We start from the raw sequence: 24,957 nt of genomic DNA, 5'->3' as shown, positions 1-24,957 counted from the left end.
TCTAATATAAATACTGATAATTATTATCAAGTTAATTATTTTAAGAAGATTTCGATAAAATTTTGACCATGAACAAAGAGCAATATATAAAAGCAGTAGAGCTTCTTAACCTCTACTCATACCACTACTACGTACTTGATGACCCGATGACTACCGATGAGGTTTATGACAAGCTTTACCATGAGGTTTTGGAGTATGAAGAGCGCCACTGTGAGGATATTCTGGCAAACTCTCCCACGCAAAGAGTAGGAGATATCATCTCGGAGGGATTCTCAAAAGCCCCTCATCTTAGCCGAATGTGGAGTCTTGAGGATGTTTTTGACTCTGACGGACTGCAGAAGTGGCTTACCAAAACATACAAACTAGACAGCAATATCTCATTTTACTGCGAGCCGAAGTATGACGGAGCAAGCCTAAATCTTATCTATGAAGATGGGAAGCTCTCTCAAGGCATTACGCGCGGAGACGGAAGCGTGGGTGAGCTTATAACCCAAAACGTAAAGACCATCCGCTCGATCCCGCTAACCATAGAGCATAAAGAGCGCATAGAGATTCGCGGTGAGGTCGTGCTTTACAAAGATGAGTTTGAGCGCATTAACCAAGAGAGAGCCGCAAAGGGCGAAGCTGTTTTTGCAAACCCTAGAAATGCAGCGGCAGGAAGTCTGAGACAGCTTGATTCTGCTATTACCGCTTCAAGAAATCTTGTTTTTTTGCCTTACGGTGTGGGAGAAAACACTCTGGAGCATAAACTTCTGAGCGAAAAGATGGAGTACATCTACTCTCTTGGCTTTAAAAAACCGCCGCTTCGTGCTACATGTAAAGATTTTGACGAGATAGAAGCGGTATATGAAGAGATGAACAAAAACCGCGACAGTTACGCGATGATGCTTGATGGGATGGTTATAAAAGTAAACGAAATAGCCGCTCAGATAGATATGGGCTATACCGTTAAAAACCCGCGTTTTTCGGTTGCTTACAAGTTTCCTGCCGTTGAGAAGATAACTACTTTAAAAGAGATAATCCTCCAAGTAGGACGCACGGGTGCGGTTACCCCTGTTGCCATCGTCGAGCCGACAAATATTGATGGCGTTATAGTCGAGCGAGCAACACTGCACAATTTTGACGAGATAGATAGAAAAGATATCCGCATAAACGACAAGGTCATCATCCTTAGAAGCGGCGATGTTATACCAAAGATCATAAAAGTTTTAACGCATGAGAGAGACGGAAGCGAAGTTGAGGTTCAAAGACCTACAAATTGCCCCGTTTGCGGCAGCGAACTTTTGGATGAGGGTGTACTTTTAAAGTGTCAAAATCTCACATGTGAGGCAAGAGTTATAAACTCCATCATCTATTTTGCCTCAAAACCGTGCCTAAATATTGACGGCTTGGGCAACAAAATAGTAGAGGCTCTCTTTGAGTCAGGTTTGGTGAAGAGCGTAATCGATTTGTTTGATTTGACTTTGGAGAAGCTCCTAACGCTAGAGGGTTTCAAAGAGAAAAAAGCGCAAAATCTGCTTGCCTCACTTGAAGCTGCCAAAGGGTGTGACTACTGGCGATTTGTAAACTCTTTGGGTATCGAGCATATCGGAGAGGTCGCTTCAAAGACTCTAAGTGCTCGTTTTGGAAGCTCTTTTATTGATGCCTCAAAAGATGAACTGGTAGCGTTAGAGGGTTTTGGTGAGGAGATGGCGGAGTCCGTTTTGGAGTTTGTTCGAGTAAACAGAGAGACTATCTTGCAACTCCAAGAGATTTTGCGTCCTCTTGAACCAAAGCAGAGAGAAGAGGCAAAAGAGAACCCGTTTAAAGGCAAGAGTGTAGTGCTTACTGGGAGTATGAGCGAGTCAAGAGACGTTATAAAAGAGATGTTGGAAGCTCTGGGCGCAAAGGTGGTGAGTTCGGTATCCAAAAAGACCGACTTTGTCATCTACGGCGAAGATGCGGGAAGCAAATATGACAAAGCAGTGGCTCTGGGCGTTGCTGTTCTTAGCGAGCAAGAGATGAGAGAAAAAATTGAGCAGGCTTGATAACTACCTTGTAGAAAACTCTCTGTGCGAGAGCAGAAACAAAGCGCAGACACTCATAAAAGAGGGATTTGTAAGCGTAAACGGTGAGCAGATCATCAAGGCATCGCATAAACTAAAAGAGAGCGACAAAGTGAGCGTAAAAGAGCATAAAGAGTATGTCTCCCGCGCGGCTTTTAAACTGAGCGCTTTTTTGGAGGAGCTCTCTCTTGACGTAAATGGGATGATAGCACTTGACATCGGCTCATCAACAGGCGGTTTCACTCAGGTATTGCTAGAGGGCGGCGCAAAAGAAGTCACTGCCGTAGATGTAGGACGTGAACAACTACACGCAAGTCTAAAAAACGATGAGAGAGTCCACTCATACGAGGGTTGCGACATAAGAGAGTTTGAGAGTGAGAAAGAGTTTGACATAGTGGTAAGTGATGTCGCTTTTATCTCTCTGCTTTACATCTTGGATGCCGTCGATAGACTAGCCAAAGATAAGATCATCCTGCTTTTCAAACCGCAGTTTGAAGTTGGGCGTGAGGCAAAGAGAGACAGAAACGGTGTCGTTACTGATGAGAAGGTAATTTTGCAGGCGATGATAAAGTTTGAGGATGCCTGCAGACTCAAAGGGTGGAAGTTGGTTCTGAAATCGCCTTCAAAACTCACTGGCAAAGAGGGCAATTTGGAGTATTGTTACTTTTTTGAGAAAGAAAACAGAGCATGATGCCCTTCAACAATCTTGGATTTGTCTTCAAACATTTTGGCTCCATTATATATTCCAAACCAATTTTAGAAGATCTGTGTCTGTTTTTGCAGGACTTCAGTGATAAAGAGAGCGTTTTGGACATAGGTGCAGGTACGGGAGTGATGAGCGAGTTCGCTTACAGATGTAACGACAGATTGAAGTTTGTAGCCGTAGACCCAGCAGAGGGGATGCTTAAATACGCCCCGCCGTATCTGGAGACCCACATAGGAGCAGCAGAGGCACTGCCGTTTGAAGATAGCAGTTTTGATGCCGTCTTTATGGGAGAATCGCTGCACCACTTTGACGATATAGATGCCGCGCTTAACGAGGTATTACGGGTGCTAAAAGAGGGTGGAAAGCTCTTTATATATGATTTTGACAGAGGCACGTTTTTGGGCAAATGCGTCTGCTTTATGGAGAGAGTGTTCGGAGAGCCCGCCAACTTCTACGAGCCTGCCGTACTCAAAGAGGAGCTTGAGAGCTACGGTTTTAGCGTAACTGTCATGAAACACGGATGGCGTTATACCGTCAGTGCTTCACTCTAGAAACATTAAGTAGTTTTGTATATAATGTTTGGTGGATAAATAGTTAGCTGTTTATATAGAAAAGGAGAAATCATGGAATTCGCATCATTGCTTATTTTTAGTTTTTTTGTATTGATTGTCTGGTCTCAAATATCTTCAAAGAAGAAAGCCAAAGAACGCTCAACAAACATGGATGAAATGCTCAACCAATTACGAAATGAAGTATTAAGCATATCTGGCTCATCTATTCCTGGTAAAGAAGTCAAGAAGATCATTGGCATGGTTCGCGGTGTATCCGATACACAGGCGAGTAGAAAAGAAGAGTTCGAGTTGGCTGAAAAAGAGGCTCTATATAAGATGCTAATGGAAGCGAAGTCTCTAGGTGCGAATGCTGTAATAGATATAAAGCTGAATACAGGGACATATGAGCGGCAAGGATCAAAATGGCAAGTTTCTCAGGCTGTTTATAATGGCACTGCTGTAGAAGTATAGTAGTTAATAACTTTCCTCGTTCCCATCGTCCAAGAGGGGAATGTATACATTAGTTTGTATGGCTGAAATATGCATTCCAACGCTGGAGCATTGGAACAAGAAAAAACTAATGGAAAGACAGAAGCTAATCACGGAGAGAAAAAATGAACAGTTTTTTAGTAGATGTCATTGGCATTGTGGGTGTAGCAATAGTCGTAGCAACATACTTTTTACTCCAAAGCGAAAAAATAGACTCAAAAGGTTTTTTATACTCGTTTCTCAACGCTTTCGGCTCGCTGCTTATTATGTACTCGCTTCTTTATAACTGGAATCTTGCTTCTTTCATTATAGAGTTTTTTTGGATTTTGATAAGCCTCTACGGGCTTAGAAAGTGGTATAGAAGCAAAAAGCAAAATGCTTTTAATGATAATATATAGACCATTTAGATAAAATTCCAAATTATAAGCATAAAAGCTAAAGAGTAAAGAGGAAGCAGATTTGAAAGAGAGCACATCCATAGCCATAGGCGGTTTTGACGGTATGCACATCGGACATCAGCAGCTTTTTGGAGCGTTGGATGAGAATAGCACTATTGTCGTTATTGAGACTGGTTATGCAAACCTTACTCCAAAAAAGGAGCGCGAGCACTTTTCGCATCATCCTATCATCTACCTTGAACTTGACGATATCCGTCACTTGAGCGGGGAGGAGTTCATAGCTTTTTTAAAAGAGAAGTTCCCAAAACTTCAAAAGATAGTCGTCGGGTATGATTTTCATTTTGGAAAAAACAGAAAATACTCCTTCAATGACCTAAAAACTTTATTCGACGGAGAGGTAGTAGTTATCGATGAGGTGACTCTGCACGGAGACTCCGTTCATTCGCACAAGATAAGAGCGAAACTCCAGATTGGAGATATTGAGGGAGCTAACGCTTTTTTAGGGCATAATTACACCATCAAAGGCAGAGTGGTTTCAGGTCAGGGTATAGGCAAAAAAGAGCTCGTTGCTACTATAAACATAGAGGCAAAAGAGTTCTTGATGCCAAAAGAGGGCGTTTACGCAACACTCACACGCATAGACGATGAGGAGCATTTTCATCCATCTGTCTCGTTTGTAGGGCACAGAGTGACAACGGACGGAAGTTTTGCCGTAGAGAGCCACATACTTGACGGCGAAGTCTCATGCAAAGAGCGCGCACGCATCAGTTTTGTTAACTTTATCAGAGAGAACAAAAAATTCGACTCGTTAGACGAGTTAAGAAAAGCTATAAAAAAAGATATAGCGATCGCTTCAAAGGAGCTAAAATTTCTACAATTATAAAAGAACTGGACAGAGAGTATCTCCACTCCACGCAGGATATCGACTTTAAATTTTACCAAAACGAGAAGGATTTCGTAGTCGATGAGATCCCTATGGGAGAGTTTTTAGGCAGAGGAAACTACCTCATACTAAAGGTGCAAAAAGTTGAACTTACAACTTGGGATATGATAGCAATCTTCGCGGAGTATTTGGCTATTCCCGCTCAAAAGATAGGTTACGCAGGACTTAAGGACAAGCATGCGACGACGACGCAGTATCTCTCGGTTGAGACAAAATATGAGGCTCTGCTTAAGAAGTTTCATCACAATCAGATAAAGATACTAAGCACCACAAGGCACTCTCACTCCATAAGAATGGGAGACCTTGTAGGAAACAGATTTAGCATAAATCTTTATGAGCTAGATGCGATTGACGCGGGCAAGATAGAAAAAGTTGCCAGAAAAATAGCAAAAAGCGGACTTCCGAACTACTTTGGCTACCAGAGATTCGGGCGTGATGCGGGAAGCATAGAGCAGGCAAGAGAGATGGTAAAGGGCGAGCTCTTTATAGAGGATTCAAAGCTTAAGAGCTTTTTGATCTCCGTGTACCAGAGTGACTTCTTTAACGAATGGCTAAGAGAGAGAATACTGCTAAGCAAAGAGAGCGGCTCTTCGGAGTTCGTGCTTCTTAGCGGTGATGTGTTCGTCTCAAAAGATGGCAAACTCTCCACTCCAAAGTTGATCCCTTCAAAAGAGTTTGCAGCAAAGAAGATAGCTCCAACCGGACTTCTTTGCGGAAGAGATGCTTTTCGCGCCAAATATGATGCCGCAGAGATAGAGAAAAAATATGATGATGAGTTTTTGCAAGAAAAAGGGCAGAGACGTGAAGCTCTTGTTTATCCGAGCGATATTAACTGCAAATATGTTAAAAAAGAGACAATGCTCAATATCTCTTTTACGATGCCAAAAGGCTCTTACGCAACTGTGTTTTTAGAGAGTATTGCGGGGAAAAACTACAGTGCTAAAGATGTAAAAAGAGACAAAAAGAGCAAAAAAAGGTAGAGATTTTTTTGATATTATAAAAGTTTAATTAAATCTTTACTATAATCACACAATTTTTACGAGACAGGGAGTACACCTATGGGTGAATTGTTCACATTTTTCGGTCTAATTTCTCACGATAAGACTTTTATCTATATGACGCACATGCTGCTTTCGGCAGGTATCGCTTTAGTGCTTGTCAAGATGGCTATGTCAAACTTAAAAATGGTTCCGACTGGAACTCAAAACGTAATGGAAGCGTACATCTCAGGCGTTCTTAAAATGGGAACGGATGTTATGGGTCAAGAGAATGCTCGCCGTTATCTTCCTCTTGTTGCGACTATCGGTCTGTTTGTAGGTATCGCAAACTTAATAGGGGTTATACCTGGTTTTGAAGCTCCGACCGCATTTTTAGAGTTTGCATTTACACTTGCTCTTTCAGTATTTATCTACTACAACTATGAGGGTATCCGCCGTCAAGGTGTTATAAAGTACTTTAAGCACTTCCTTGGTCCTGTTTGGTGGTTATACTGGTTGATGTTCCCGATCGAGATAGTTTCTCACATCTCTCGTCTGGTATCTCTTAGCTTCCGTCTTTTTGGTAACGTTAAGGGTGACGATATGTTCTTGATGGTAATCCTTATGCTTGCTCCATGGGTTCTTCCTCTGATCCCATTTGCTCTTCTTACATTTATGGCATTCCTGCAGGCATTCATCTTTATGATGCTTACGTATGTTTACCTCGGTGGAGCTATAGCTGTTGACGAACACTAAGGTCTAAATACCATGCAAAAAGATAAATTCGACAGAATTATTAGCTTTTTGCTTGGAGCATCGTGGGCAATTATCATCTTCGGTGCTCTTATAACTTTTCAACTCTTCTCTTTTTTAGGCTTTTCACTCGCTCTTTTTGTCACTATAGCATTCATAGTCATCTCACTCTTTCTTATTTTGACGCTTGATGCTTTTGTTGTGAACAGAGATAGGCTTGAAGAGGCAAAAAAACAGACTAAGCTTTTAGAAAAACTCTACTCCAAACACACTAAGTAATCTACAATAATTTATGCTTTATGAAACATAAAAGCATAATTGGGTAAAATCCAAGGCAATATTATAATTTTTTATCAAGGAAAACTATGTTTCAAGTAGTTATCGGTCTAGAAGTCCACGTTCAGCTAAATACAAAAACTAAACTTTTTTGCTCATGTCCTACGAGTTTTAATCACAAACAAAATACAAATACCTGTCCTACATGTCTGGCACTCCCCGGAGCGCTTCCGGTTCTGAACAAAGAGGTGCTTCACAAGTCTGTAATGTTCGGTACTGCAGTTGATGCGACAATCAATCAGACATCTTATTTTGACAGAAAAAGCTACTTTTACCCCGACAGCCCATCTGCTTACCAGATCACCCAGCTCTACACTCCGATAGTCGAGCATGGAAAACTTCGCATAGATTTCGAGGACGGTACGCACAAGATCATCCGTATAAACCGTGCTCATATCGAAGCAGATGCTGGGAAGAATATACATGATGGACCTCTCTCAAAAGTTGACTTGAACCGCGCAGGAACTCCGCTCTTAGAGATAGTTAGCGAGCCTGATCTAAGAAGTGCCGAAGAGGTTACTCTCTATCTTAAAAAGCTCCACTCTATTATCCGCTATCTTGATATAGGCGATGCAAATATGCAAGAGGGCTCTTTTCGCGTGGATGTAAACGTCTCTATCCGCCCTAAAGGTGACGAGAAACTCTACACCCGTGTGGAGATAAAAAATATCAACAGCTTTAGGTTTATTCAAAGAGCCATAGAGCTTGAAGTTGCTCGCCAGAGTGAAGCTTGGGAAGACGGTGTTTATGATAAAGAGATTCTTCAAGAGACAAGACTTTTTGACCAAGTAAAGCAAGAGACACGCTCAATGCGCGGTAAAGAGGAAGCGGCAGATTACCGCTACTTCCCTGAACCTGACTTGCTAAAAGCAGTAGTTACAGATGAGATGATGGAGGAGTTTAGCAAGATACCTGAACTTCCTGACGAGAAGATGGAGCGTTTCGTAAAAGATTACGGCATGAGCGAGTATAACGCTATGGTTGTTACATCTTCGCTTGAGATGGCGCATTTCTTCGAGAGAATGATGGATGAGGGCATAAGCGCTAAAAATGCTCTCACATGGCTGACCGTTGAGCTTCAAGGCAGATTTAAAGGAGAAGTTAATATCTCAAACTCTCCAGTCGATGCTAAGAAACTCGGCTTTTTGGTAAAAAGAATAGAGGACGGCACCATAAGCGGAAAAGCTGCAAAAGAGGTGCTTGACTATCTTTTAGAAAAAGGTGGCGAGGTAGATTCGGCCATAGATGCACTTGGACTAAAACAGGTAAGCGATACGGGTGCGATAGAAGCTATTTGTGATGCTATTATAAATGCAAACCAAGACAAAGTAGCAGAGTATCAAGGTGGTAAAGAGAAGCTTTTTGGCTTCTTTGTAGGGCAGGTGATGAAGGAGTCCAAAGGAAGTGCAAACCCTGCAACCGTTAACGAGATACTAAAAGCAAAGTTGGGATAGCATTTTGTTAAAGCGTTTGATAGTAGACGGCGCCTACGCGGTAAATACCTCAAAACGTTATGCTAAGATAAAGCACTTTTTTTACAATTTTTTAGAAAACGATTCCAACAAATACAAAAAGATATTTGACCTCTTTATGATAGCGCTTATCTTCTCAAGCGTTGCCATCCTCATTAGAGAGGTAAAGTCTCACGTAGACGATACACTCCTTTTTTTCAACAACTACGTGATCTCAATCATTTTTCTTATAGAGTATCTTCTTCGGTTTTGGGTGACTAGCAGTGTAAGCGAGATAATCATTAAGCATAGCGAATATGACGTTATGCTAAAGAGAGAGTTTAGTCTTCTAAAAGCTTTTAAAGAGATCATCGTTACAAAGATGCGCTACATTTTCTCTATTAAAGCTATCATAGACCTGCTTGCTATACTGCCGTTCTTCCATGAGCTAAGACTTATGAGGCTTTTTGTTCTATTTAGGGTATTTAAGCTCTTTAGATATGCAAAGAGCATCCAGACATTCGGCTCCGTGGTTGCAACTAAGAAGTTTGAGTTTTTAACACTTTTTATATTTGCATCTATAATTATTTTTGTATCATCCGTACTTATATACGTTATGGAGGCGAACAATCCAGCTTCACCTGTAAATACCCTTTTTGAAGCGATATACTGGGCAGTCGTGACGATCTCCACGGTCGGTTATGGAGATATTACCCCTGTGACCGAGGAGGGGAGGATTGTGGCTATGTTTGTAATCGTAGCCGGAATCGCAGTATTCTCTTTTACAACCTCTTTGATAGTGACCGCATTTACGGAGAAACTTGATGAGATAAAAGATGACAAGCTAATCAATGACATAGCTAAGATGAAAAGCTTCTACCTAATATGCGGCTATGAGGGAATTTCAAAAGAGATCGCAAAAAAATTATCTCATAATAGTGATATTATTGTTTTAGAGGAGAATGACAAAAAAGCCAGACAGGCAAAAAAAGATGGTTTTTTTACTCTTAATTACGACCCCGGAAGCATAGAGAGCTACAGAAAACTTCGCATAAATATACAAGAGCAGGTAAAGGCGATACTCTGCCTCGGGCATAGCGATGTTGAGAATGTTTATACCGCTTTGACGGTGCGCTCTTTCAACAAAGATGTTTATATACTCTCTATTTTAAAAAACAAGATGAATAAAAATAAGCTGATGTTTGCAGGCGTAAATGAGGTCTTTTACGAAAAAGAGCTTGTGGGAATGATCGCAAAGGGTCTTGCAGGACAAAAGATAGCATTTGAGGCGATTCACGCTCTTCGTTCAAGCTATAACGGTGTTGATATGCAAGAGATAGTTGTAAATGAGAGAATAGCAGGCAACTACAAAACTATAGGCGAGCTTCAAAATAAAAAGTTCAGGATACTTCTTCTGGGACTTTATAAAAGCAGCTCAAAAGAGTTCTTGTTCAATCCAAAAGATGATATGCCTGTTCAAGCAGGAGACTATCTGCTGCTTATAGGAAACGTGCAGTTTATAAAAGAGTTTAACAGCTTTTTATACAAAAAGGATGGCAGATGAGAAAGAGTACCGCACTGCTTTTTGGGTATAACGACTATACGCTGGAGATCGTAAAAAATATCTCTCTTTATTATGAAAATATAAAGATATTCAGACTTGATGAGGGCAGTGATAAAAATATACAAAACAGCAAGTACGAAATATTAAGATTTGATCTAAGCGATGATTGGGATGAGCTAAAGGGCAGCGTCAATATAGAGGAGTGTACAGCTTTTTGTCTGCTTGAGGATACGGCAGAGAATATCTTTTTGACTATCTCGCTTAGAGAGGCATTTCATGAGCTCACTATAGTGGCTCTGGCAGATGATAAAGAGAGCGGTGACAAACTCTCTCTTGCAGGAGCCTCAAAGGTTATACCGACGATCAGGACAACGGCAAATATGATAGTGGAGATGCTTGAAAAGCCTATAATCACACAAGTCCTTCACAATATTTTGTATGAAAAGAGCGACTTGAAGATCGCTCAGATAAGAGTGGATAATACTCATAAATTTGAGGGAGTCTACCCATACGACATAGATTGGGGAGCAGAGTATAATGTGCTTGTCTTATCGGTTCTAAGAGAAGATCTGGAGACCGAGTTTATATATTCGGCAAAGGCAAGACATCACCACATAAAAGAGGGTGATGTATTTGTAGTTGTCGGGTATGAGAGTGATTTGGGAGAATTTGAAAAGATCATGGGGAGCAGATATGACTAAGGTAGGAGTAATAGGAGCCGGAAAATGGGGAAGTGCTTTGGCATTTGCGTTGAGCGAGAAGTGTGAAGTCTACATAACTTCAAGAACCCCGCGCGATATGAAAAATTTTGTCTCTTTGGATGAGATCTTAAAGCTTGAGTACATTGTCATCGCAATTCCCGCTCAGCAGGTTTCATCATGGCTAAGAGAGAACTTCAAATACAACGATCACAAGATACTTGTAGCGGCAAAAGGCATAGAGGCGAGTACGGGGAGATTTTTAAACGAAATATACGAAGAGTATGTGCCGGATGACAATATCGCTTTTCTATCGGGTCCATCATTCGCAACGGAGGTTATGAAGTCGCTCCCTACCGCGCTTGTCGTAAACTCCAAAAATGAGGAGTTAAGTCAAAAGTTTGCTTCGTTTTTTCCATCGTTTATAAAGACATACACCTCTACTGATGTTGCAGGCGCTGAGGTTGCGGGTGCATACAAGAATGTCATAGCAATAGCAGCAGGAATATGCGAAGGTCTTAATCTTGGCAAAAATGCGGCCGCATCGCTAATATCTAGAGGTCTTGTAGAGATGCAGAGGTTTGGCAAAGAGTATGGCGCAAAAGAGGAGAGCTTTGTAGGTCTCAGCGGAGCAGGGGATCTCTTTTTAACCGCATCATCGACCATGAGCAGAAACTTTCGCGTCGGTTTGGGGATTGCAGAGGGCAAATCTAAAGAGCAGATAGTAGAGGAGCTCGGAGAGGTTGCAGAGGGCATCGGAACAACATACGCGCTCTATAAAATAGCCCAAGAGAAAGATCTATATCTTCCCATAGCAAGAGAGGTCTATAATATGTTAGAGGGCTTAGACCCGCATGTCAGTTTGAGTAATTTCCTTGCAAATTAATAAAAAAGTTGCTTAATAGCTAAAATATATGTATAATTATTCATACGATTATATGAATAGGAGTGTATGATGCATAAAATAAGAAGCACATTTACAGTCTCTGACTTTATCATTGATGAGTTAAACAGTGTATCGCAAGAGCTAAATGAGAAGAAAAGTCATATTGTTGAAAAAGCTCTTAGTATGTACTTTGATGCACTTGATGAAAAACTCTCAGACCAAAGACTTAAAAATCTTGAAAATAAAAAAGAGAAGCTTATCCCCGCAAGTGAAGTTTTTAAAGAGCTAGGTTTATAGCTAAATGTATGAACTTCACTTTTTAAGCAGTGCAAAAAAAGAGTTCAAAAAGCTTGACAGAGTAGCTCAAAAAATTATCAAAGAAAAACTCCTCCTCTTAGTCACAAACCCTGACATCTTAAAAAACAATATCAAAGCCCTCAAAGGCGAATACAAAGGCAAATTTAGACTTCGCATAAACCAATACAGAGTTGTTTTTCAGGTTAAAGATGAAGAACTGATAATCATAGTAGTTCGAGTTGGGCATAGGAAAGAGGTTTATTAGATGGCTACATATAGCGTAGAAAATTGTAACAATGAGTGTTTTGACGCAGAGCAAAATAAGTGTATTTTACATTGTAAGAAAGATGATTGGTATGAAATTAAAGATAATAAAAAAGACTGGTCAAAATCTACAGACGAAATAAAATTGTTTTGGAAAGCTATTAGAAATATCATATCTGAATCGCAATCAAGAATTGCTAAATTTCTCCCTATTCCATTCAATAATATTATTTTCCCAAAATTTGAAGGAAATGGATTATCTAGTAGCGTATTAGGTTATGAGGATTCATTTTTTGAAAAAGAAGGAGAAAAAAAGTTTACTCAAACTGTAAAATTTAATCATTGTACTTTTTTAGATTGTGTGGATTTCACATATATTCAATTTGAAAAAGATATTGTATTTTCTGAATGTATTTTAAAAGATGAAATAAAATTTAAAAAACAACTGAATATTAGAATTTCATTTTTAGAATGTCCTGAAATTGAAAGTTTAGATTTCTCAAGAACTGTTTTTGAACAAAAAGTTGAAATCAAAGATTGTGTTATAAAGAGTTGTGATTTTGAAAATACACGATTTAAATCATTGGCAGATTTTTACAAAACAGAGTTTTATGGTAATTTATTTTTTAAAACAACATTTGAAGATATAGTTGTATTTACAGAATCAAAGTTTCATGAAGATGTTAATTTTAAATATACGACTTTTAAAAAGTTGGCTCTTTTTAGAAAAACTTTGTTTAAGAAGAAGTTAAATTTAGACGATTCTATCATTAAAGAAGAAGCTAATTTTTTAGAAATAACATCAAAAGAAGACAAAATTGAAGTTATTGATGTAGAAAACCGTGAAACAGCTAGAATTATTAAGAACTCTTTTGAACAGCAAAACAATATAATTGAAGCCAATCGGTTTTATGCCAAGGAAATGGAAGAACGCGAAAAAGAGCTAAATAAAGATATGATAAAAGGTAAAAATATTACTGAATGGTTAATATTTAAAGCACATGCAATAAGTTCAAATCACTCTCAAGATTGGCTTTTGGCACTATTTTGGATAATTATATTTGGAGCACTTTATACTATCGTTAGTTTTTGTAGTTCAAATACATGCTTAAGTAATGTTAATACTCCTATTTTAATTGGAAGTATATTTTTAGTATCGTTCTATAGTTTGCATGTATATAACATGAGGGACTATAAACAGTTTACTAAATATATATTTTTATTTTTACTGTTTGTAAACTATTTTACTTTAACTAAAGATTTTAATCTATCCTGTTTAGCCGACAAAATAAACCCGTTTTCAATTATGACAAGCGAAGAATCTATCACTTTTGGGCTTTTGATGTTTAAAATAACCATAGCCTACTTAATCTACCAATTCATAGTCTCAGTAAGACAAAACACAAGGAGGAAGTAAGTGAGCAGAGATAAAGAACAGTTTAAAAAAATAGCAGTAGCTATTGTAATCGGCCTATTTTTCTTCGCACTCTCATTTAGTGTTTTTAATGCTACACAGGCTTCACTTATTGGGCTTATAGCATTTCTTGTAACTCTTTGGACAAATGAGGGCTTGCCTCTTGGAGTCGTCTCTCTGCTGCCTATCGTACTTTTTCCATCTTTTTCAATTCTCTCAACAAGCGATACGACTGCAAACTATGCAAACCCAATCATATTCCTCTTTTTCGGCGGTTTTTTAATCGCAATCGCTGTTGAGAAAACCGAGCTTCACAAATGGGTCACTGAGAAGATGTTTGCCATATTTCCATCGACGCCAAAAGGGATAATCTTTTCGCTTACAATCACATCGGGGCTGTTAAGCTCGCTCCTCTCAAACACAACTACTACGCTGCTTCTTATCTCGATTGTTCTTTTTATAACCGACGATATAAGACTAAAGATGAGGTTTGCACTTGCTATTGCTTACGGAGCGAGCATAGGCGGTATTTTGACTCCGATAGGCACTGCGCCTAATCTCATAATGCTTGGATTTATGCAAAACAATCAGATGGATCCGATCCCGTTTTTGCAGTGGATGCTGATGGTCTCTCCGCTTGTTTTTGCAATGTTTTTTATAGTTGCTTCTCTGCTTAGCATAGGTGTAAAAGATGTAGAGATATCTATAGAGCATCAAAATAGAGTGTTAAATTTTGAGCAGAAGAGAGTTCTTTGGCTCATAGGAGGCGTGATATTACTTCTTTTGCTAAATGCTCCGTTTAAGCCATATTGGAACGGTTTGGGGCTAAATGAAAATATAATACTGCTTGGTGCTGGGCTTATTCTTTTTGCTCCTCCCTTTGGCACTCTTGATTGGATGGAGGATAAAGTAAAGATCCCTTTTAGGATCATGTTCCTCTTTGGTGCAGGGTTCTCTATTGCATCCGCTTTCAGTGCAACGGGGCTTGCTGATGAGGTCGCAACTTATCTTATTGTTATAACTCAGCTTCATCCTATTTTAATCATTCTTTGTGTGGCTATGCTTATCACTTTTACGACGGAGATAACATCAAACACGGCGTTAATATCTGTCATGCTTCCCGTTATATATGCAGTCTCTCAGCAGAGCGGAATTGATGCTGTTTTGTTTATGATGGTAGCTACCGTCTGTGCAAGTTACGCCTTTATGCTCCCTATTGCTACGCCTCCAAATGCCATTGCTATGAGCAGCGGAGCTGTAAGTGTCAAGGATATGGCAAGATACGGGGTTGTTTTTAACTTTATAGGCATCTTTTTGATAGCGATGATCGCGGAGTTTTTCTGGAAGGGATTTCTTTAAGAACCTCTGTTTTTGTACATTGTGTAAAAATCTTTTAAAATAAGCCCCGCCGTAAAGAACCACAAAGTATTCAAGATGTAGTTGCCATCAAGTCCGTTATCGTAAAGGTATGGAAAAAAGAGAAAGTAGGGCCACTTAAAGAAGTAGAAAAACAGTATCGCCGACCCGTAGAGCTCTCTTAAAATTCTTTTCATAAGGCTATTTTATCCTTTTTACTGATGTTATACAACAAAACGAACACGTCCGTTTTATTGGCAGGGACAGATGTCCCTACAACCCCCTAAAGCTACGAAAAACAAAGTTTTTCGAGAATTATAAAGTTGTTTGCGCACTTTTTTGTTAGAATTCCACAAAAAAAGAGGGGTTTTGTATGATAGTTCATATAGTTATGTTCAAATTTCGCCATGAGAGTAAAGAGTCAAATATAAAAGAGGTAGTTAAGAGACTTAACGCGTTAGTCGAGCTTATCCCTGAGTTGAAGTCTATGGAGGTCGGTATCAATTTTACAGACTCCGAGCGGGCGTTTGACCTCTCTTTATACTCTACCTTTGAGACAAAAAATGATTTGGCTTCTTATGCGATCCATCCTGAGCATCTGAAAGTGGTGGAGCTTATAAAGTCGGTTACTCTGGAGTCAAAAGTCGTTGACTACGAAATCTAGACAAAAGATATTTTGACCATCTTTATAACTGTAGCTTAGCGAAAAGTTATGCTTGTCGCTGATTTTCTTTACAATACTAAGCCCAAGCCCGAAGCCGTCTCTTTGAGAGAGCTCCTGCGTAAATGGTTTTAGATAGTACTCAAGCTCTTTTGATAGTTTTTCGCCTCTGTTTATGACGTAGATATTCTGCTTTGAAGCCTTCAGCGTTATAGGAAGTTCTGAGGCATATTTGAGTGCATTGTCGATAAGGTTTTTAAGAGCAACGGATAGATAGTGCAGGTCGCCCTCTATCTTAAAATCATCCTCTATTTTAAGAGCGATATTTGATTCATCTTCTATGTAGAGTTTGCTAAGAGATTCTAGTATAAGCGTCTCTGCGCTAAAAGTAGTGATGTTTAGCTTTGTTGAGTTTAGCTTCTCCAGCTCTATGAGCTCATTTGTCAGTATCTCCAAATCTGAAAATATCTTTTGCAGCAGCTCTTTTTGAGAAATATCTTCAATTTGAAGTGTCGCAAACTTTCCTTTTGCTATCGGTGTTCTAAGCTCATGCCCTATATCTCTTAGCAGCTCCTCTCTTGTCTTTATAAGCTCCTCTATTGAAGCAGCCATTGTATTAAAGGCTCGGGAGAGTGTTCCTATCTCATCGTTTGAGGTTACCTCTATCCTGCTTTGCATATCTCCGTTAGAGAAATTTTGGATCTCTTTTGTTATCTTTTTAAGAGGCGAGAGCAGTTTTAGAAGGTATAAAAATATAAGAAAAAGGACAAAAACATCCAAAAATATGAGAATATTTAACTTTAGTTTGTCGTTAATATTCTCCTCGTCGGGAGTTTTTAGTGTGTAGGTCTCATCAAGAAAGTTTATCTTAATGATAAACTCATCTTCAAATGACGCTTTTTGTATGGAGATAAAACCGAATGTGTGTTTTTCATAGTAGAGAACTTCTCTCTCTTTTTTATCCAGAGCATCGACTCTTTTTAGAGCATATTTTGAGATTATCTCCTCTACTTTGTCTCTGTTGTCTATATTTTGAAATATCTCGTTCGAGATTTTGAGGTACTTCTCTTTTATAAGATCATCGACTCTTTTTGAGTTAATGCTGTCGATCCAAAACCCAATAATATTCATAAGAACAAAGCTTATTAAAAAGAGTATTGATATTTTTTTGATAATGGACATATCTAGCCTACAAACTTATAGCCGATGCCCCAGACGGACTTTATGTACTTGGGCTCTTTAGGGTCGTCGCCTATCTTGTTTCTGATGTTTGAGATGTGTGTATCTATGGTTCTGTTCTTTGTGCTCTCATCTAGTGAGGTGGCATTTAGTATCTGCTCTCTGGAGGATATTTTATTTCTGTTCTCTATTAAAAACATAAATATCTCAAACTCTATTTTTGTAAGATCGATCGAGTAGTCGCCCAAAGAAACCTCTCTGTTTGCTTTGTCTATCGTAAACTCTCCAAGAGTAGTTTTGCCGCTGAGAGACTTTTTTAAAATATGCTCTATTCTTAGGACAAGTTCACGCGGCTCGTAAGGTTTTGCAAGATAATCATCAGCTCCCAGGTCAAAACCGTGTATCTTGTTTCCTATGTCTCCTCTTGCTGAAGAGATGATAACGGGAATATCCGAGATGCTTTTTATTCTCTTTAAAACATCAAAACCGTCAATATCGGGAAGCATCAGATCCAAAATAACGATTGAGTATGAGTCGTTCTTCTCAAGCTCATCCAGCGCATCTTTTGGATGCGAAAAGGCGGAGCATGTAAAGTCATACTCCTTTAAGTAGTCCGTTATAAAGCCCTGCATCTGCAGGTCGTCTTCTATAAGCAAAACTTTTCTACTCAACTTGCCACTCCCGCAGATAGTATGAAAACCGCTCTCTTTGCGAAGCGGACAAAACAGAGTGGATATTTTGCAGTGTTTCTATTTCGAGTTCTATGGCATCTTCATGTATCTCTTTGGAAATCTGTTCGTAGTTCTTTTTGTCAAACTTCTCTTCTCTTAGCAGCTCTTGAAGTCTCTTTTGGAGTTTTTCTCTCTTTTTGTAAAATTTTTTATAATCTTTTCTATACTCTATAACTATCTCTTTTATCTCTTTGTGCTGAGATTTGCTTAGGTTTAAGTAGTCCAGATTTTTGTAGATATGACTTTTTTTGTGCTCATGTTCATAATCATCATCTGCAATAAGGGAAAAAGATAGAAGCAGACTACATATAAGCGTTAATATTTTTAATATTTTCATCTTCGATCAATCCTTTTTCAATATCGCTGTGACAAGCTTTGCAGTTTGCTCTGCTTTTTACGTTCTCATGAGTAAAGACTTTTTTTGGAATTTCTTCATGTTTTGCCTTCCAAAAATCTGTCTGGGTTATTGCTATTATATCTTTATTTTTTATCGAATTCAAAATCTTCAGGCTCACCTCTTGAGTCGAGTTTTCCGCGCTGTTTTTCACTAAAAAGTCTAAAATATTTCTATTGTCCGCTTCATCAATAGAGGCATCATCTCCAAAGTGATCTTGCAGGTTTGCCATTAAAGTTCTCCACGATTTTTCACCCAGAGTATGAGGCGGGTAGAGAGTGTGACATGATGCACACTCATCAACAAAAAGCTCGTTTTGCGCTCTGTAGTCCAGCGGAACATACTTTGAAGCGATCAGAGGATTGCTAGAAGTCGTCATGCTAAAGAACAAAAAAGAAACAAGCAGAGCTAAAAAGAGTGCCGCAAGCAGTTTTTGAAAAATGTTGAGTTTTATGCCTTCTTGCTCTTTTGTCACTTTGTAACCGTTAAATATTGACTCAAGCGTATTGTGTTTTGAGTGAAGAAGCCTATCGCTTAAAACACCCAAAATATGCATAACTATAAGAGCAATTAACACGCCAGAGAGAAACTCATGTATCTCCTCAAAAAGCTCCATCTCTTTAAAAAAAGTGCTGTTCAAAGAGGAGAGTACTCCCTTTCCCTCTTGAATTCCGAGAGTCAGAACTCCTGTCATGACGGCAAGAAAAGAGATTGCCAAAATAGCTATCATTACATAAGAAGCCAAAGGGTTGTGTCCTATGTATCTCTGTTCGCTGTTAAAAATATTTGCAATAAACTCTTTGACCTCTCCAATGCTCATGGGAAAATCTTTAAACTTTGAGTATTTCGGACCCAGATAGCCCCAAAAAAACCTAAAGCCTAAAAGGATTAAGATAGCATAACCGATGATGGCGTGGTAGTTAAGCAGGTCATCATCTTCGGTTAAAAAAGCAAGCAGTATCAGCAGTGCAAAGAGCCAGTGAAAAACCCTCGTCGGAAGCGACCAGATATAGGATTTCATCATATCACCTCTCTAGTCTTCCCATCTTCCGTAGTTTGGAATCAAGATATCTCTCTCGCTGTATATACCTTTTTGGGCCGTAGTGTGGCATGCCGTGCAGTTAAAGAGCCCTTTTACTTCATCTTGCGTTATAAGATCCTCTCTTATCTCTCTATGCTTTTTTATCATGTATGGAGTCTTGGATATTGACTCCGGAACTTCTGTACGCTTTATGCTTTTTACTATCTTGTTGCTTCTTTTGTACTCCATAGCTTTTTCGGCACTGTTTTTACTCAGATAATCCAATATAGCATCAAAATCCTCTTTCGCAAGGGTCGCATCGGTATCAAAGTGGTTTTGCAGATTTGACATCATCTTCTCCCATGCATTTGATGGCAAAAGACCCGGCTGATATGCAAAGTGGCATGAGCCGCACTCTTTTTTGTATAACTCGTCTGTAACCACGGCAACACCTTTTTTCTCGTAAGAACCTGCCAATAGAATGGCGCTTAATGCTGTAAATAAAATTAATGATCTCATCTTTTTCTCCTTATTTGTTGATGATGTATGTCACTACATCGCCTTTTTCTTCAATTGTTCCTTCACGGTTATATACGTCTATGAAGTTCCTCTTCAGCCATTTCTCTATAGTCTTGACTTCGCTGAATCTCTGCGAATTTGCTTTTACAGAGAGCGGCTCGATCTCTTTTGCAGTAAAAAAGTTCTTACCGGCTTTGCTTAAGTCCTCTCCATGACAAGATACGCATGAGACCTCTTTACCTCTTTTACCGATATGTTTTGAGGTAAATATCTCTTCGCCTCGCTTGATACTAAAACTCTTAAAGCTCGGATCTTTTACTTTTGCCTCTTTTGCAAGAGTCTTTAGGTATTCATCTACGACGGACGCAGAGGATATGCCAAAAAGTGCGACCAACGTAAGTATGATCTTCATTTTTTCTCCTTTTCTAGTTTATGATGAAAGTATAAAAGGATAGTGTCAAATATTTATGTGCGGTTTCTTGACATTTTCTTAACAGTATATGATGGAGATGTTATTGATTATATTTTAAAGCAGGAGTGTCGGCATGTTAAAGATATAACACACCGAGTCTATCTATCTTCTTCTGGTCTGATGATCTTCAAACTCTTTTTGATTTACAAGACCATCTTCATTTGCGTCCATTCTTGAGAACTCATAATGCTCTTTGACATTTCTTAGCATTCTGCCGTCATCTTTTCTCTCTTGAACTCTTTTCTCTCTAGCCTCATGAAGTTCACTCTCTGTAAGAGTTCCGTCACCGTTTAGGTCAAAACTCTTAAATGAAGGCATATCGCGCCCACCGTTTTGTGCCAGAACACTAACAGGTGCGACCAACAACAGACTTAATGCAACAAGAGACAATCCTACGTGTTTAGAAAACATTTTCATAGCGTACTCCTTAGGTTTGGTATTAAAAGCATTGTAGCACATTAAGCGTAAACCTTTTTAAAGCTCTTTTATTATCTTCTTTGTCTCTTCATATCCCAGATCGATCAGCTCTTTTATTTGAGACATATCTACGGCATTGTACTCGGAGAGATCTGGTTTTATGGTAAGGTCTGCCTCTTTTGTCTGCGCTTTTTTATTTATTTTGACTAAAAAGTTAAAGCTGTTGTATAGAACTTCAATGACATTCTCCGGTTTTTTGTATGAGCGCTCGGGAACAAGGTCTACACCGATCAGATAGTCAACGTCTTTGTTTTTTAGACAGCTAAGCGGGACATTCTCAACTATACCGCCATCCACCAGAAATCTGCCTCCGATCTCAACCGGTATAAAGATGCCTGGGATGCAGGTACTTGCAACAACAGCGTCTGCAACGCTTCCCTTATCTAGGATGACCTTCTCTCCCGTCGTAATGTCCGTAGCCATCATCCCAAGCGGGATATTTGAATCTTTAAATTTTTTGTCACCTATGCTTAGTTTGATTATCTCGCCTATTTTTTCGTTTGATAGTATTCCATATTTTGAGAGGGTAAGCGAGGAGAGCTTTTTCCACTCAAACTCAACGACTATCTTCTCTATTTCAGTAGGACTCTTTCCAAAAGCATATAGTGCTGCGACAATAGCACCTGCACTTGTGCCGCAAATAGCGTTTATCTTGATATTTTTCTCTTCGAGTGCTTTAAGTACGCCAACATGAACGGCGCCTAAAACTGCTCCGCCGCCTAGAGCTAAGCCTATTTTTTTATTTTTGAGGCTGCTCATTTGTCCTCACTTTTTTTACTGCTTGAAATTCCCGCTGTCATAACAAATCCCAGAGCCTCTTCGGTTTTCATATCTATAAGAGTTATATTTTTTTTAGGGATAAAAAGAGAGTATCCGCCTATTTGATAGCTGAGTTGGAAATAGACGACTACAGGCTCTTCCATATCTAAAAAGTCAAATCTTTTTAGATCTTCAGATGTTATAAACCCCATTATTTTAGAATCTATCCAGTGGGTATCAACAAGAACGACAATGTTGTTCTCTTTGTTCTTTAGATTTGAGAAAAAGTTAAAAAAATCTTTAATCGCACCGTAGAGAGTGTTTACAAGAGGGGTTTTATCAATTATAGATTCAAAAAAGTCTCTTAATTTTTGAACGATCCAAAGTTTTAGAAGCAGTCCCACAAAAAATACTATGGCAATGCCCGCCACAAACCCCAGACCGGTGATGTAGTATTCTTTTGGCAGTACTAGGAGAATCAGGTCTCCAAAGAAGTGTTCCGTCATCTTTAAAATCCAGACAAGCAGGTACAAGACCAAAGCTGTCGGCAGAATAAGGCTAAGACCGTTTATAAAAGTTTTCACATATGTTCCTTGAGTGTTTCAATCTTTAAAAGATTGTATCAAAAATAATGTTAGAATTTCGAAAAATTTAAGGCAGACAAATGTTAATGACAATAGTAGGAATCTATACTCTTTTTGTACTCATCTCTATATATACGAGCGTTATGCAGATAGGTTATGTAAATAGCGCAAAAAAGGGCAAAGCAGTTCTTCTTAGCGAAAATGATTTTATAAAAGCGGCAAACTACTCCGTCGCAAAAGAGAGAATAAGCATAGCGAACACTTTTGTGGACTACATAGTGTTTATATTCTGGATAGGAATCGGGATCAAGTTCTTAGAACAAAATGTATCTTACGAAAATGAAGCACTCCTAAATATCGCCATCGTTATGGGCTTTGTTGTTATAAATTCGCTTATATCCCTGCCGTTTTCATACTACGAGAAATTTGTCCTCGATGAGAAGTTCGGTTTTAACAAATCAACCCTTGGGCAGTGGATAAAAGATACTCTTATCTCCTTTGTTATGACGCTTCTCTTTGGCTCGTTGGTGGTCTGGGGAGTCTATATGATAATCTCAAGTTTTGATCTCTGGTGGCTCTGGAGCTTTATCTTTATCTTTGCGGTAGTAGTTCTTATCAATATGCTCTATCCGACTTTCAGAGCGCTTTTCTTTGACAAACTAACTCCTCTTCAAAACGAGGAGCTTGATGCTAAGATAAAAGAGCTGATGGAGAAGACGGGCTTTGTAAGCTCAGGTGTCTTTGTAAGTGATGCAAGCAAGAGAGATGCAAGACTAAACGCATACTTCGGAGGGATTGGCAAGTCAAAAAGGGTAGTTCTTTTTGACACGCTTATAGAGAAGCTAACGACGAGAGAACTTCTGGCGGTTCTGGGTCACGAGCTTGGACACTTCGCTCATGGAGATATATATAAAAATATCGCTCTTGTGGGTGCGATGCTGCTTGGAATGTTTGCAATATTCGGCAATCTGCCGCTCTCTCTTTATACGGAGCTTAACATATCGCAAGAGCCTTATGCGGTTATGATACTGCTGATGCTTTTTATGCCGGTTTTGGGCTTTTTAATGATGCCTATCATGGGTGTTGTCAGTAGACATAATGAGTATGAGGCGGATAAAACTGGAAGTGAGCTTGGAGGTGCGGGCGGAGAGATAGAGCTTGCAAATGCTCTAAAAAAGCTTGTAAATGAGAACAAGAGCTTTCCTCTCTCTCATCCTATATACATCTTTTTTCACTATACGCACCCGCCTGTCTTAGAGAGACTAAAAGAGCTTGGCGTAGATATAGAGGAGATCGATAAAAGAGCTTTGGGAGAAGCATGTCAAGCCGATATCTAGTCAAAGATCTTTTAAGGCATATTACCTCCGTTTTAAACCCTCACATAGAGAGAGCTTCCAGAGAGGCACAGCTTCTGTTAATGCACCATCTGGGCGTTGACGAGCTCTGGCTTTTGACAAATCAGGAAACAGAAGTAGAAGATGCACAGAGACTCTTGGAGCTGGCAAAAAGAAGAGCCAATAACGAGCCGCTTGAGTATATTACCAATAGGGTCAGTTTTTACAGCGAAGAGTTTTTTATAGCGGAGGGTGCGCTTATCCCCCGCCCAGAGACCGAGCTTCTTATAGATGAGGTGCTTAAAAATATAGAGGATAAAAATGCTCCTCTTACCGTTGCAGAGGTTGGTGTAGGAAGCGGGATCATCTCGATCATGCTGGCAAAATTTCTTCCCAATGCAAGAATTATAGCGGTAGACATCTCAGAAGCGGCACTTGGAATTGCAAAGAGAAATATAGAGCTTTTTGGTGTTGGAGAGAGAGTTGAACTCAGGCTCGGTTCACTTTTAGAACCTGTAGATGAAGATATTGATTATCTGGTCTCAAATCCTCCATACATAGCCCAAGATGCCCAGCTTGAATCAAACCTCTCTTATGAACCTCAGAACGCTCTTTTTGGCGGAGAGATAGGTGATGAAATAATCAAAGAACTTCTTGATGAAGTCTTAAGCAGAAACATTAACTTTTTTACATGTGAGATGGGTTATGACCAAAAAGATAAAATATCGGCATATTTAAAAGATAAAGACTTTGCAAAACTGGAGTTCTACAGAGACTACAGCGGTTTTGACAGGGGTTTTACACTAAGGTTATAAGTCCTTAGTCATAAGAAACCCCAATTTCAGAAACTTAAAAAGAGGGCTAGTGTGAGGCGAAAGTGCGCAGGAGCTACTAGTAGCTTCAAGTGCTTTTAACGAAGCAGTAGCCCTCTTTTTAAGCTTCCCTTCGGGTGATAAGTAAATAGCCCTATTGCGTCGTTAGATTCTCTTGAATTAGCATAGCTAGTCCTGCGAAAATCTGTCTAGCACTAGAGCTATTTACTTATCGCTGAAATTTGGGGTTTCTTATGATTAAGGACTTAATAATTGAAAAGAAATATTTTTATAGATTTTACATACTTCACACTTTTGGCCGCTACATTTGGAGCAGTTTTAGTTTTAGGCACTATCGTCGCTCCCATAGTCTTTCATACAGACAAGATTTTATACTCCGTTTTGCTTGATAACTACAATGCCGGAATTATTATGGGCGAGGTTTTCCGCCGTTTTAGCTACTGGGTATACTTTTTAGCCTTTTTTGTTGCGGTATATGAGCTTTTAATGTATAAAAGAGGTCAAAGAGATGCAATAATATTCGGAAGCGCGGTTACAGTTGTCTTCTCCTCTCTTATGTTTAGTGCTGTTTACTCTCCAAAAATACTGGCTATGCAGTTACTGGGCGAAGAAGCTACTAGAAGTGACACTTTTAAAAACATCCATTTGGCAAGTGAATTGGATTTTAAAATCTTGGCCGTTGCTCTTTTGATACTTTTTATAAGAAGATTGTTGCTTCTAAGAGTGCAATAGAGGCACTTTTAAAAAATAGACTCTCTTTTCCCCTTCTGTTGAATATAACTTTTTCTTTTAATGATTGATCTCAATCAAGATGATTGAGCGACAAATTTAATATCATTGTGTTCATGCTGCTCTTTTAGGGGGA

At 39.2% G+C, this 24,957-nt stretch carries 31 protein-coding genes; 21 read left to right on the top strand and 10 right to left on the bottom strand.

Translation table 11 applies throughout. From position 1 onward, the window contains the following. Positions 1 to 68: 68 nt before the first annotated feature. The 17 genes from ligA (at position 69) to FCU45_RS06200 (ending at position 15,131) form a co-directional block, all read left to right on the top strand. Positions 69 to 2,027 (top strand): NAD-dependent DNA ligase LigA, encoded by a 1,959-nt coding sequence (ligA, locus tag FCU45_RS06280; RefSeq protein ID WP_137013427.1) that lies wholly within the window; start codon positions 69 to 71, stop codon positions 2,025 to 2,027. Beyond that, positions 2,014 to 2,736 carry a 23S rRNA (cytidine-2'-O)-methyltransferase TlyA gene (tlyA, locus tag FCU45_RS06275; RefSeq protein WP_137013425.1) on the top strand — a complete coding sequence of 241 codons (723 nt, stop codon included), beginning with the start codon at positions 2,014 to 2,016 and terminating at the stop codon, positions 2,734 to 2,736. The genes ligA and tlyA overlap by 14 nt, the downstream gene beginning before the upstream one ends. Further along, the gene (locus FCU45_RS06270) at positions 2,733 to 3,302 is read left to right on the top strand and encodes a class I SAM-dependent methyltransferase (protein ID WP_137013423.1); all 570 of its coding nucleotides are present in this window, start codon (positions 2,733 to 2,735) and stop codon (positions 3,300 to 3,302) included. The genes tlyA and FCU45_RS06270 overlap by 4 nt, the downstream gene beginning before the upstream one ends. 72 nt (positions 3,303 to 3,374) lie before the next feature. Then, positions 3,375 to 3,773, top strand: a complete 399-nt coding sequence (locus tag FCU45_RS06265) for a heavy metal-binding domain-containing protein (RefSeq protein WP_137013421.1) — start codon at positions 3,375 to 3,377, stop codon at positions 3,771 to 3,773. A gap of 143 nt (positions 3,774 to 3,916) precedes the next feature. Next, positions 3,917 to 4,189 (top strand): CBU_0592 family membrane protein, encoded by a 273-nt coding sequence (locus FCU45_RS06260; protein WP_137013419.1) that lies wholly within the window; start codon positions 3,917 to 3,919, stop codon positions 4,187 to 4,189. 61 nt (positions 4,190 to 4,250) lie between these two features. Further along, positions 4,251 to 5,072: a bifunctional riboflavin kinase/FAD synthetase gene (locus tag FCU45_RS06255; protein ID WP_137013417.1), complete on the top strand. Its 822-nt coding sequence runs from the start codon at positions 4,251 to 4,253 to the stop codon at positions 5,070 to 5,072. After that, positions 5,057 to 6,112 (top strand): tRNA pseudouridine(13) synthase TruD, encoded by a 1,056-nt coding sequence (locus FCU45_RS06250; protein ID WP_342776140.1) that lies wholly within the window; start codon positions 5,057 to 5,059, stop codon positions 6,110 to 6,112. The genes FCU45_RS06255 and FCU45_RS06250 overlap by 16 nt, the downstream gene beginning before the upstream one ends. Before the next feature lie 78 nt (positions 6,113 to 6,190). Then, complete coding sequence (locus FCU45_RS06245; protein ID WP_137013413.1) at positions 6,191 to 6,865, top strand: F0F1 ATP synthase subunit A; 675 nt, start codon at positions 6,191 to 6,193, stop codon at positions 6,863 to 6,865. 12 nt (positions 6,866 to 6,877) lie between these two features. Beyond that, positions 6,878 to 7,141, top strand: a complete 264-nt coding sequence (locus FCU45_RS06240; RefSeq protein ID WP_137013411.1) for a hypothetical protein — start codon at positions 6,878 to 6,880, stop codon at positions 7,139 to 7,141. An 86-nt stretch (positions 7,142 to 7,227) separates the two neighbouring features. After that, positions 7,228 to 8,652: an Asp-tRNA(Asn)/Glu-tRNA(Gln) amidotransferase subunit GatB gene (gene gatB, locus FCU45_RS06235; protein ID WP_137013409.1), complete on the top strand. Its 1,425-nt coding sequence runs from the start codon at positions 7,228 to 7,230 to the stop codon at positions 8,650 to 8,652. 4 nt (positions 8,653 to 8,656) lie between these two features. Next, positions 8,657 to 10,213: an ion transporter gene (locus tag FCU45_RS11815; RefSeq protein WP_281276896.1), complete on the top strand. Its 1,557-nt coding sequence runs from the start codon at positions 8,657 to 8,659 to the stop codon at positions 10,211 to 10,213. Next, positions 10,210 to 10,914, top strand: a complete 705-nt coding sequence (locus FCU45_RS06225; RefSeq protein ID WP_137013407.1) for an NAD-binding protein — start codon at positions 10,210 to 10,212, stop codon at positions 10,912 to 10,914. Before FCU45_RS11815 ends, FCU45_RS06225 begins: the two co-directional genes overlap by 4 nt. Then, positions 10,907 to 11,797: an NAD(P)H-dependent glycerol-3-phosphate dehydrogenase gene (locus FCU45_RS06220; protein ID WP_137013405.1), complete on the top strand. Its 891-nt coding sequence runs from the start codon at positions 10,907 to 10,909 to the stop codon at positions 11,795 to 11,797. The genes FCU45_RS06225 and FCU45_RS06220 overlap by 8 nt, the downstream gene beginning before the upstream one ends. Before the next feature lie 69 nt (positions 11,798 to 11,866). Then, positions 11,867 to 12,094: a CopG family transcriptional regulator gene (locus FCU45_RS06215; protein WP_137013403.1), complete on the top strand. Its 228-nt coding sequence runs from the start codon at positions 11,867 to 11,869 to the stop codon at positions 12,092 to 12,094. 4 nt (positions 12,095 to 12,098) lie between these two features. Beyond that, a complete protein-coding gene (locus FCU45_RS06210) occupies positions 12,099 to 12,359 on the top strand; it encodes a type II toxin-antitoxin system RelE family toxin (RefSeq protein WP_137013401.1) in 261 nt (86 codons plus the stop codon). Next, positions 12,360 to 13,775 (top strand): pentapeptide repeat-containing protein, encoded by a 1,416-nt coding sequence (locus FCU45_RS06205; protein ID WP_137013399.1) that lies wholly within the window; start codon positions 12,360 to 12,362, stop codon positions 13,773 to 13,775. Next, positions 13,776 to 15,131, top strand: a complete 1,356-nt coding sequence (locus tag FCU45_RS06200) for an SLC13 family permease (RefSeq protein ID WP_137013397.1) — start codon at positions 13,776 to 13,778, stop codon at positions 15,129 to 15,131. Here the strand turns inward: FCU45_RS06200 and FCU45_RS06195 are convergent. Further along, positions 15,128 to 15,325, bottom strand: a complete 198-nt coding sequence (locus tag FCU45_RS06195) for a hypothetical protein (RefSeq protein ID WP_137013395.1) — start codon at positions 15,323 to 15,325, stop codon at positions 15,128 to 15,130. The genes FCU45_RS06200 and FCU45_RS06195 overlap by 4 nt on opposite strands. A gap of 176 nt (positions 15,326 to 15,501) precedes the next feature. On the opposite strand from FCU45_RS06195, the gene FCU45_RS06190 reads away from it, so the two are divergent. Further along, positions 15,502 to 15,792, top strand: a complete 291-nt coding sequence (locus FCU45_RS06190) for a Dabb family protein (protein ID WP_137013394.1) — start codon at positions 15,502 to 15,504, stop codon at positions 15,790 to 15,792. Here FCU45_RS06190 and FCU45_RS06185 read toward each other — a convergent pair. The 9 genes from FCU45_RS06185 to FCU45_RS06145 all read right to left on the bottom strand — a co-directional run bounded on the left by FCU45_RS06185 (position 15,766) and on the right by FCU45_RS06145 (position 21,925). Beyond that, positions 15,766 to 16,971 (bottom strand): ArsS family sensor histidine kinase, encoded by a 1,206-nt coding sequence (locus FCU45_RS06185; RefSeq protein WP_137013392.1) that lies wholly within the window; start codon positions 16,969 to 16,971, stop codon positions 15,766 to 15,768. The genes FCU45_RS06190 and FCU45_RS06185 overlap by 27 nt on opposite strands. A gap of 2 nt (positions 16,972 to 16,973) precedes the next feature. After that, a complete protein-coding gene (locus FCU45_RS06180) occupies positions 16,974 to 17,639 on the bottom strand; it encodes a response regulator transcription factor (RefSeq protein ID WP_137013390.1) in 666 nt (221 codons plus the stop codon). Then, entirely contained in the window at positions 17,632 to 18,036 is a 405-nt protein-coding gene (locus FCU45_RS06175) for a Spy/CpxP family protein refolding chaperone (RefSeq protein WP_137013388.1), read from the bottom strand. Before FCU45_RS06175 ends, FCU45_RS06180 begins: the two co-directional genes overlap by 8 nt. Beyond that, the gene (locus FCU45_RS06170) at positions 18,002 to 19,117 is read right to left on the bottom strand and encodes a cytochrome b/b6 domain-containing protein (RefSeq protein ID WP_137013386.1); all 1,116 of its coding nucleotides are present in this window, start codon (positions 19,115 to 19,117) and stop codon (positions 18,002 to 18,004) included. The genes FCU45_RS06175 and FCU45_RS06170 overlap by 35 nt, the downstream gene beginning before the upstream one ends. A 9-nt stretch (positions 19,118 to 19,126) precedes the next feature. Continuing rightward, complete coding sequence (locus FCU45_RS06165; protein WP_137013384.1) at positions 19,127 to 19,633, bottom strand: diheme cytochrome c; 507 nt, start codon at positions 19,631 to 19,633, stop codon at positions 19,127 to 19,129. A gap of 10 nt (positions 19,634 to 19,643) precedes the next feature. Next, positions 19,644 to 20,045, bottom strand: a complete 402-nt coding sequence (locus tag FCU45_RS06160; protein WP_137013382.1) for a DUF1924 domain-containing protein — start codon at positions 20,043 to 20,045, stop codon at positions 19,644 to 19,646. A 162-nt stretch (positions 20,046 to 20,207) separates the two neighbouring features. Next, positions 20,208 to 20,522, bottom strand: coding sequence for an EF-hand domain-containing protein (locus FCU45_RS06155; protein WP_170175836.1), 315 nt, complete (start codon positions 20,520 to 20,522; stop codon positions 20,208 to 20,210). Between the two features lie 57 nt (positions 20,523 to 20,579). Next, on the bottom strand, positions 20,580 to 21,341 hold the full coding sequence (locus FCU45_RS06150) for a patatin-like phospholipase family protein (RefSeq protein WP_137013378.1): 762 nt from the start codon (positions 21,339 to 21,341) through the stop codon (positions 20,580 to 20,582). Beyond that, complete coding sequence (locus FCU45_RS06145) at positions 21,338 to 21,925, bottom strand: DUF502 domain-containing protein (RefSeq protein WP_137013376.1); 588 nt, start codon at positions 21,923 to 21,925, stop codon at positions 21,338 to 21,340. Before FCU45_RS06145 ends, FCU45_RS06150 begins: the two co-directional genes overlap by 4 nt. A gap of 80 nt (positions 21,926 to 22,005) precedes the next feature. Between FCU45_RS06145 and FCU45_RS06140 the strand changes: the two genes are divergently transcribed. From FCU45_RS06140 to FCU45_RS06130, 3 genes are all read left to right on the top strand, one after another. Then, positions 22,006 to 23,262, top strand: a complete 1,257-nt coding sequence (locus tag FCU45_RS06140) for a M48 family metallopeptidase (protein WP_137013374.1) — start codon at positions 22,006 to 22,008, stop codon at positions 23,260 to 23,262. Further along, positions 23,244 to 24,074, top strand: a complete 831-nt coding sequence (prmC, locus tag FCU45_RS06135) for a peptide chain release factor N(5)-glutamine methyltransferase (RefSeq protein WP_137013372.1) — start codon at positions 23,244 to 23,246, stop codon at positions 24,072 to 24,074. Before FCU45_RS06140 ends, prmC begins: the two co-directional genes overlap by 19 nt. Before the next feature lie 270 nt (positions 24,075 to 24,344). Beyond that, complete coding sequence (locus FCU45_RS06130) at positions 24,345 to 24,824, top strand: DUF4149 domain-containing protein (protein WP_137013371.1); 480 nt, start codon at positions 24,345 to 24,347, stop codon at positions 24,822 to 24,824. Positions 24,825 to 24,957 lie beyond the last annotated feature (133 nt).

This window comes from Sulfurimonas crateris (assembly GCF_005217605.1).
Classification (GTDB): domain Bacteria; phylum Campylobacterota; class Campylobacteria; order Campylobacterales; family Sulfurimonadaceae; genus Sulfurimonas; species Sulfurimonas crateris.
The sequence above is the reverse complement of the archived record's forward strand: the minus strand, read 5'-3'. Positions and strand labels throughout refer to the sequence as shown.

Coding starts and splice junctions, on each gene's coding strand:
- ligA (WP_137013427.1), top strand. CDS start 69: ATGAACAAAGAGCAATATATAAAAGCAGTAGAGCTTCTTAACCTCTAC.
- FCU45_RS06270 (WP_137013423.1), top strand. CDS start 2,733: ATGATGCCCTTCAACAATCTTGGATTTGTCTTCAAACATTTTGGCTCC.
- FCU45_RS06265 (WP_137013421.1), top strand. CDS start 3,375: ATGGAATTCGCATCATTGCTTATTTTTAGTTTTTTTGTATTGATTGTC.
- FCU45_RS06260 (WP_137013419.1), top strand. CDS start 3,917: ATGAACAGTTTTTTAGTAGATGTCATTGGCATTGTGGGTGTAGCAATA.
- FCU45_RS06245 (WP_137013413.1), top strand. CDS start 6,191: ATGGGTGAATTGTTCACATTTTTCGGTCTAATTTCTCACGATAAGACT.
- FCU45_RS06240 (WP_137013411.1), top strand. CDS start 6,878: ATGCAAAAAGATAAATTCGACAGAATTATTAGCTTTTTGCTTGGAGCA.
- gatB (WP_137013409.1), top strand. CDS start 7,228: ATGTTTCAAGTAGTTATCGGTCTAGAAGTCCACGTTCAGCTAAATACA.
- FCU45_RS06225 (WP_137013407.1), top strand. CDS start 10,210: ATGAGAAAGAGTACCGCACTGCTTTTTGGGTATAACGACTATACGCTG.
- FCU45_RS06220 (WP_137013405.1), top strand. CDS start 10,907: ATGACTAAGGTAGGAGTAATAGGAGCCGGAAAATGGGGAAGTGCTTTG.
- FCU45_RS06215 (WP_137013403.1), top strand. CDS start 11,867: ATGCATAAAATAAGAAGCACATTTACAGTCTCTGACTTTATCATTGAT.
- FCU45_RS06210 (WP_137013401.1), top strand. CDS start 12,099: ATGTATGAACTTCACTTTTTAAGCAGTGCAAAAAAAGAGTTCAAAAAG.
- FCU45_RS06205 (WP_137013399.1), top strand. CDS start 12,360: ATGGCTACATATAGCGTAGAAAATTGTAACAATGAGTGTTTTGACGCA.
- FCU45_RS06195 (WP_137013395.1), bottom strand. CDS start 15,325: ATGAAAAGAATTTTAAGAGAGCTCTACGGGTCGGCGATACTGTTTTTC.
- FCU45_RS06190 (WP_137013394.1), top strand. CDS start 15,502: ATGATAGTTCATATAGTTATGTTCAAATTTCGCCATGAGAGTAAAGAG.
- FCU45_RS06185 (WP_137013392.1), bottom strand. CDS start 16,971: ATGTCCATTATCAAAAAAATATCAATACTCTTTTTAATAAGCTTTGTT.
- FCU45_RS06175 (WP_137013388.1), bottom strand. CDS start 18,036: ATGAAAATATTAAAAATATTAACGCTTATATGTAGTCTGCTTCTATCT.
- FCU45_RS06170 (WP_137013386.1), bottom strand. CDS start 19,117: ATGATGAAATCCTATATCTGGTCGCTTCCGACGAGGGTTTTTCACTGG.
- FCU45_RS06165 (WP_137013384.1), bottom strand. CDS start 19,633: ATGAGATCATTAATTTTATTTACAGCATTAAGCGCCATTCTATTGGCA.
- FCU45_RS06160 (WP_137013382.1), bottom strand. CDS start 20,045: ATGAAGATCATACTTACGTTGGTCGCACTTTTTGGCATATCCTCTGCG.
- FCU45_RS06155 (WP_170175836.1), bottom strand. CDS start 20,522: ATGAAAATGTTTTCTAAACACGTAGGATTGTCTCTTGTTGCATTAAGT.
- FCU45_RS06150 (WP_137013378.1), bottom strand. CDS start 21,341: ATGAGCAGCCTCAAAAATAAAAAAATAGGCTTAGCTCTAGGCGGCGGA.
- FCU45_RS06140 (WP_137013374.1), top strand. CDS start 22,006: ATGTTAATGACAATAGTAGGAATCTATACTCTTTTTGTACTCATCTCT.
- prmC (WP_137013372.1), top strand. CDS start 23,244: ATGTCAAGCCGATATCTAGTCAAAGATCTTTTAAGGCATATTACCTCC.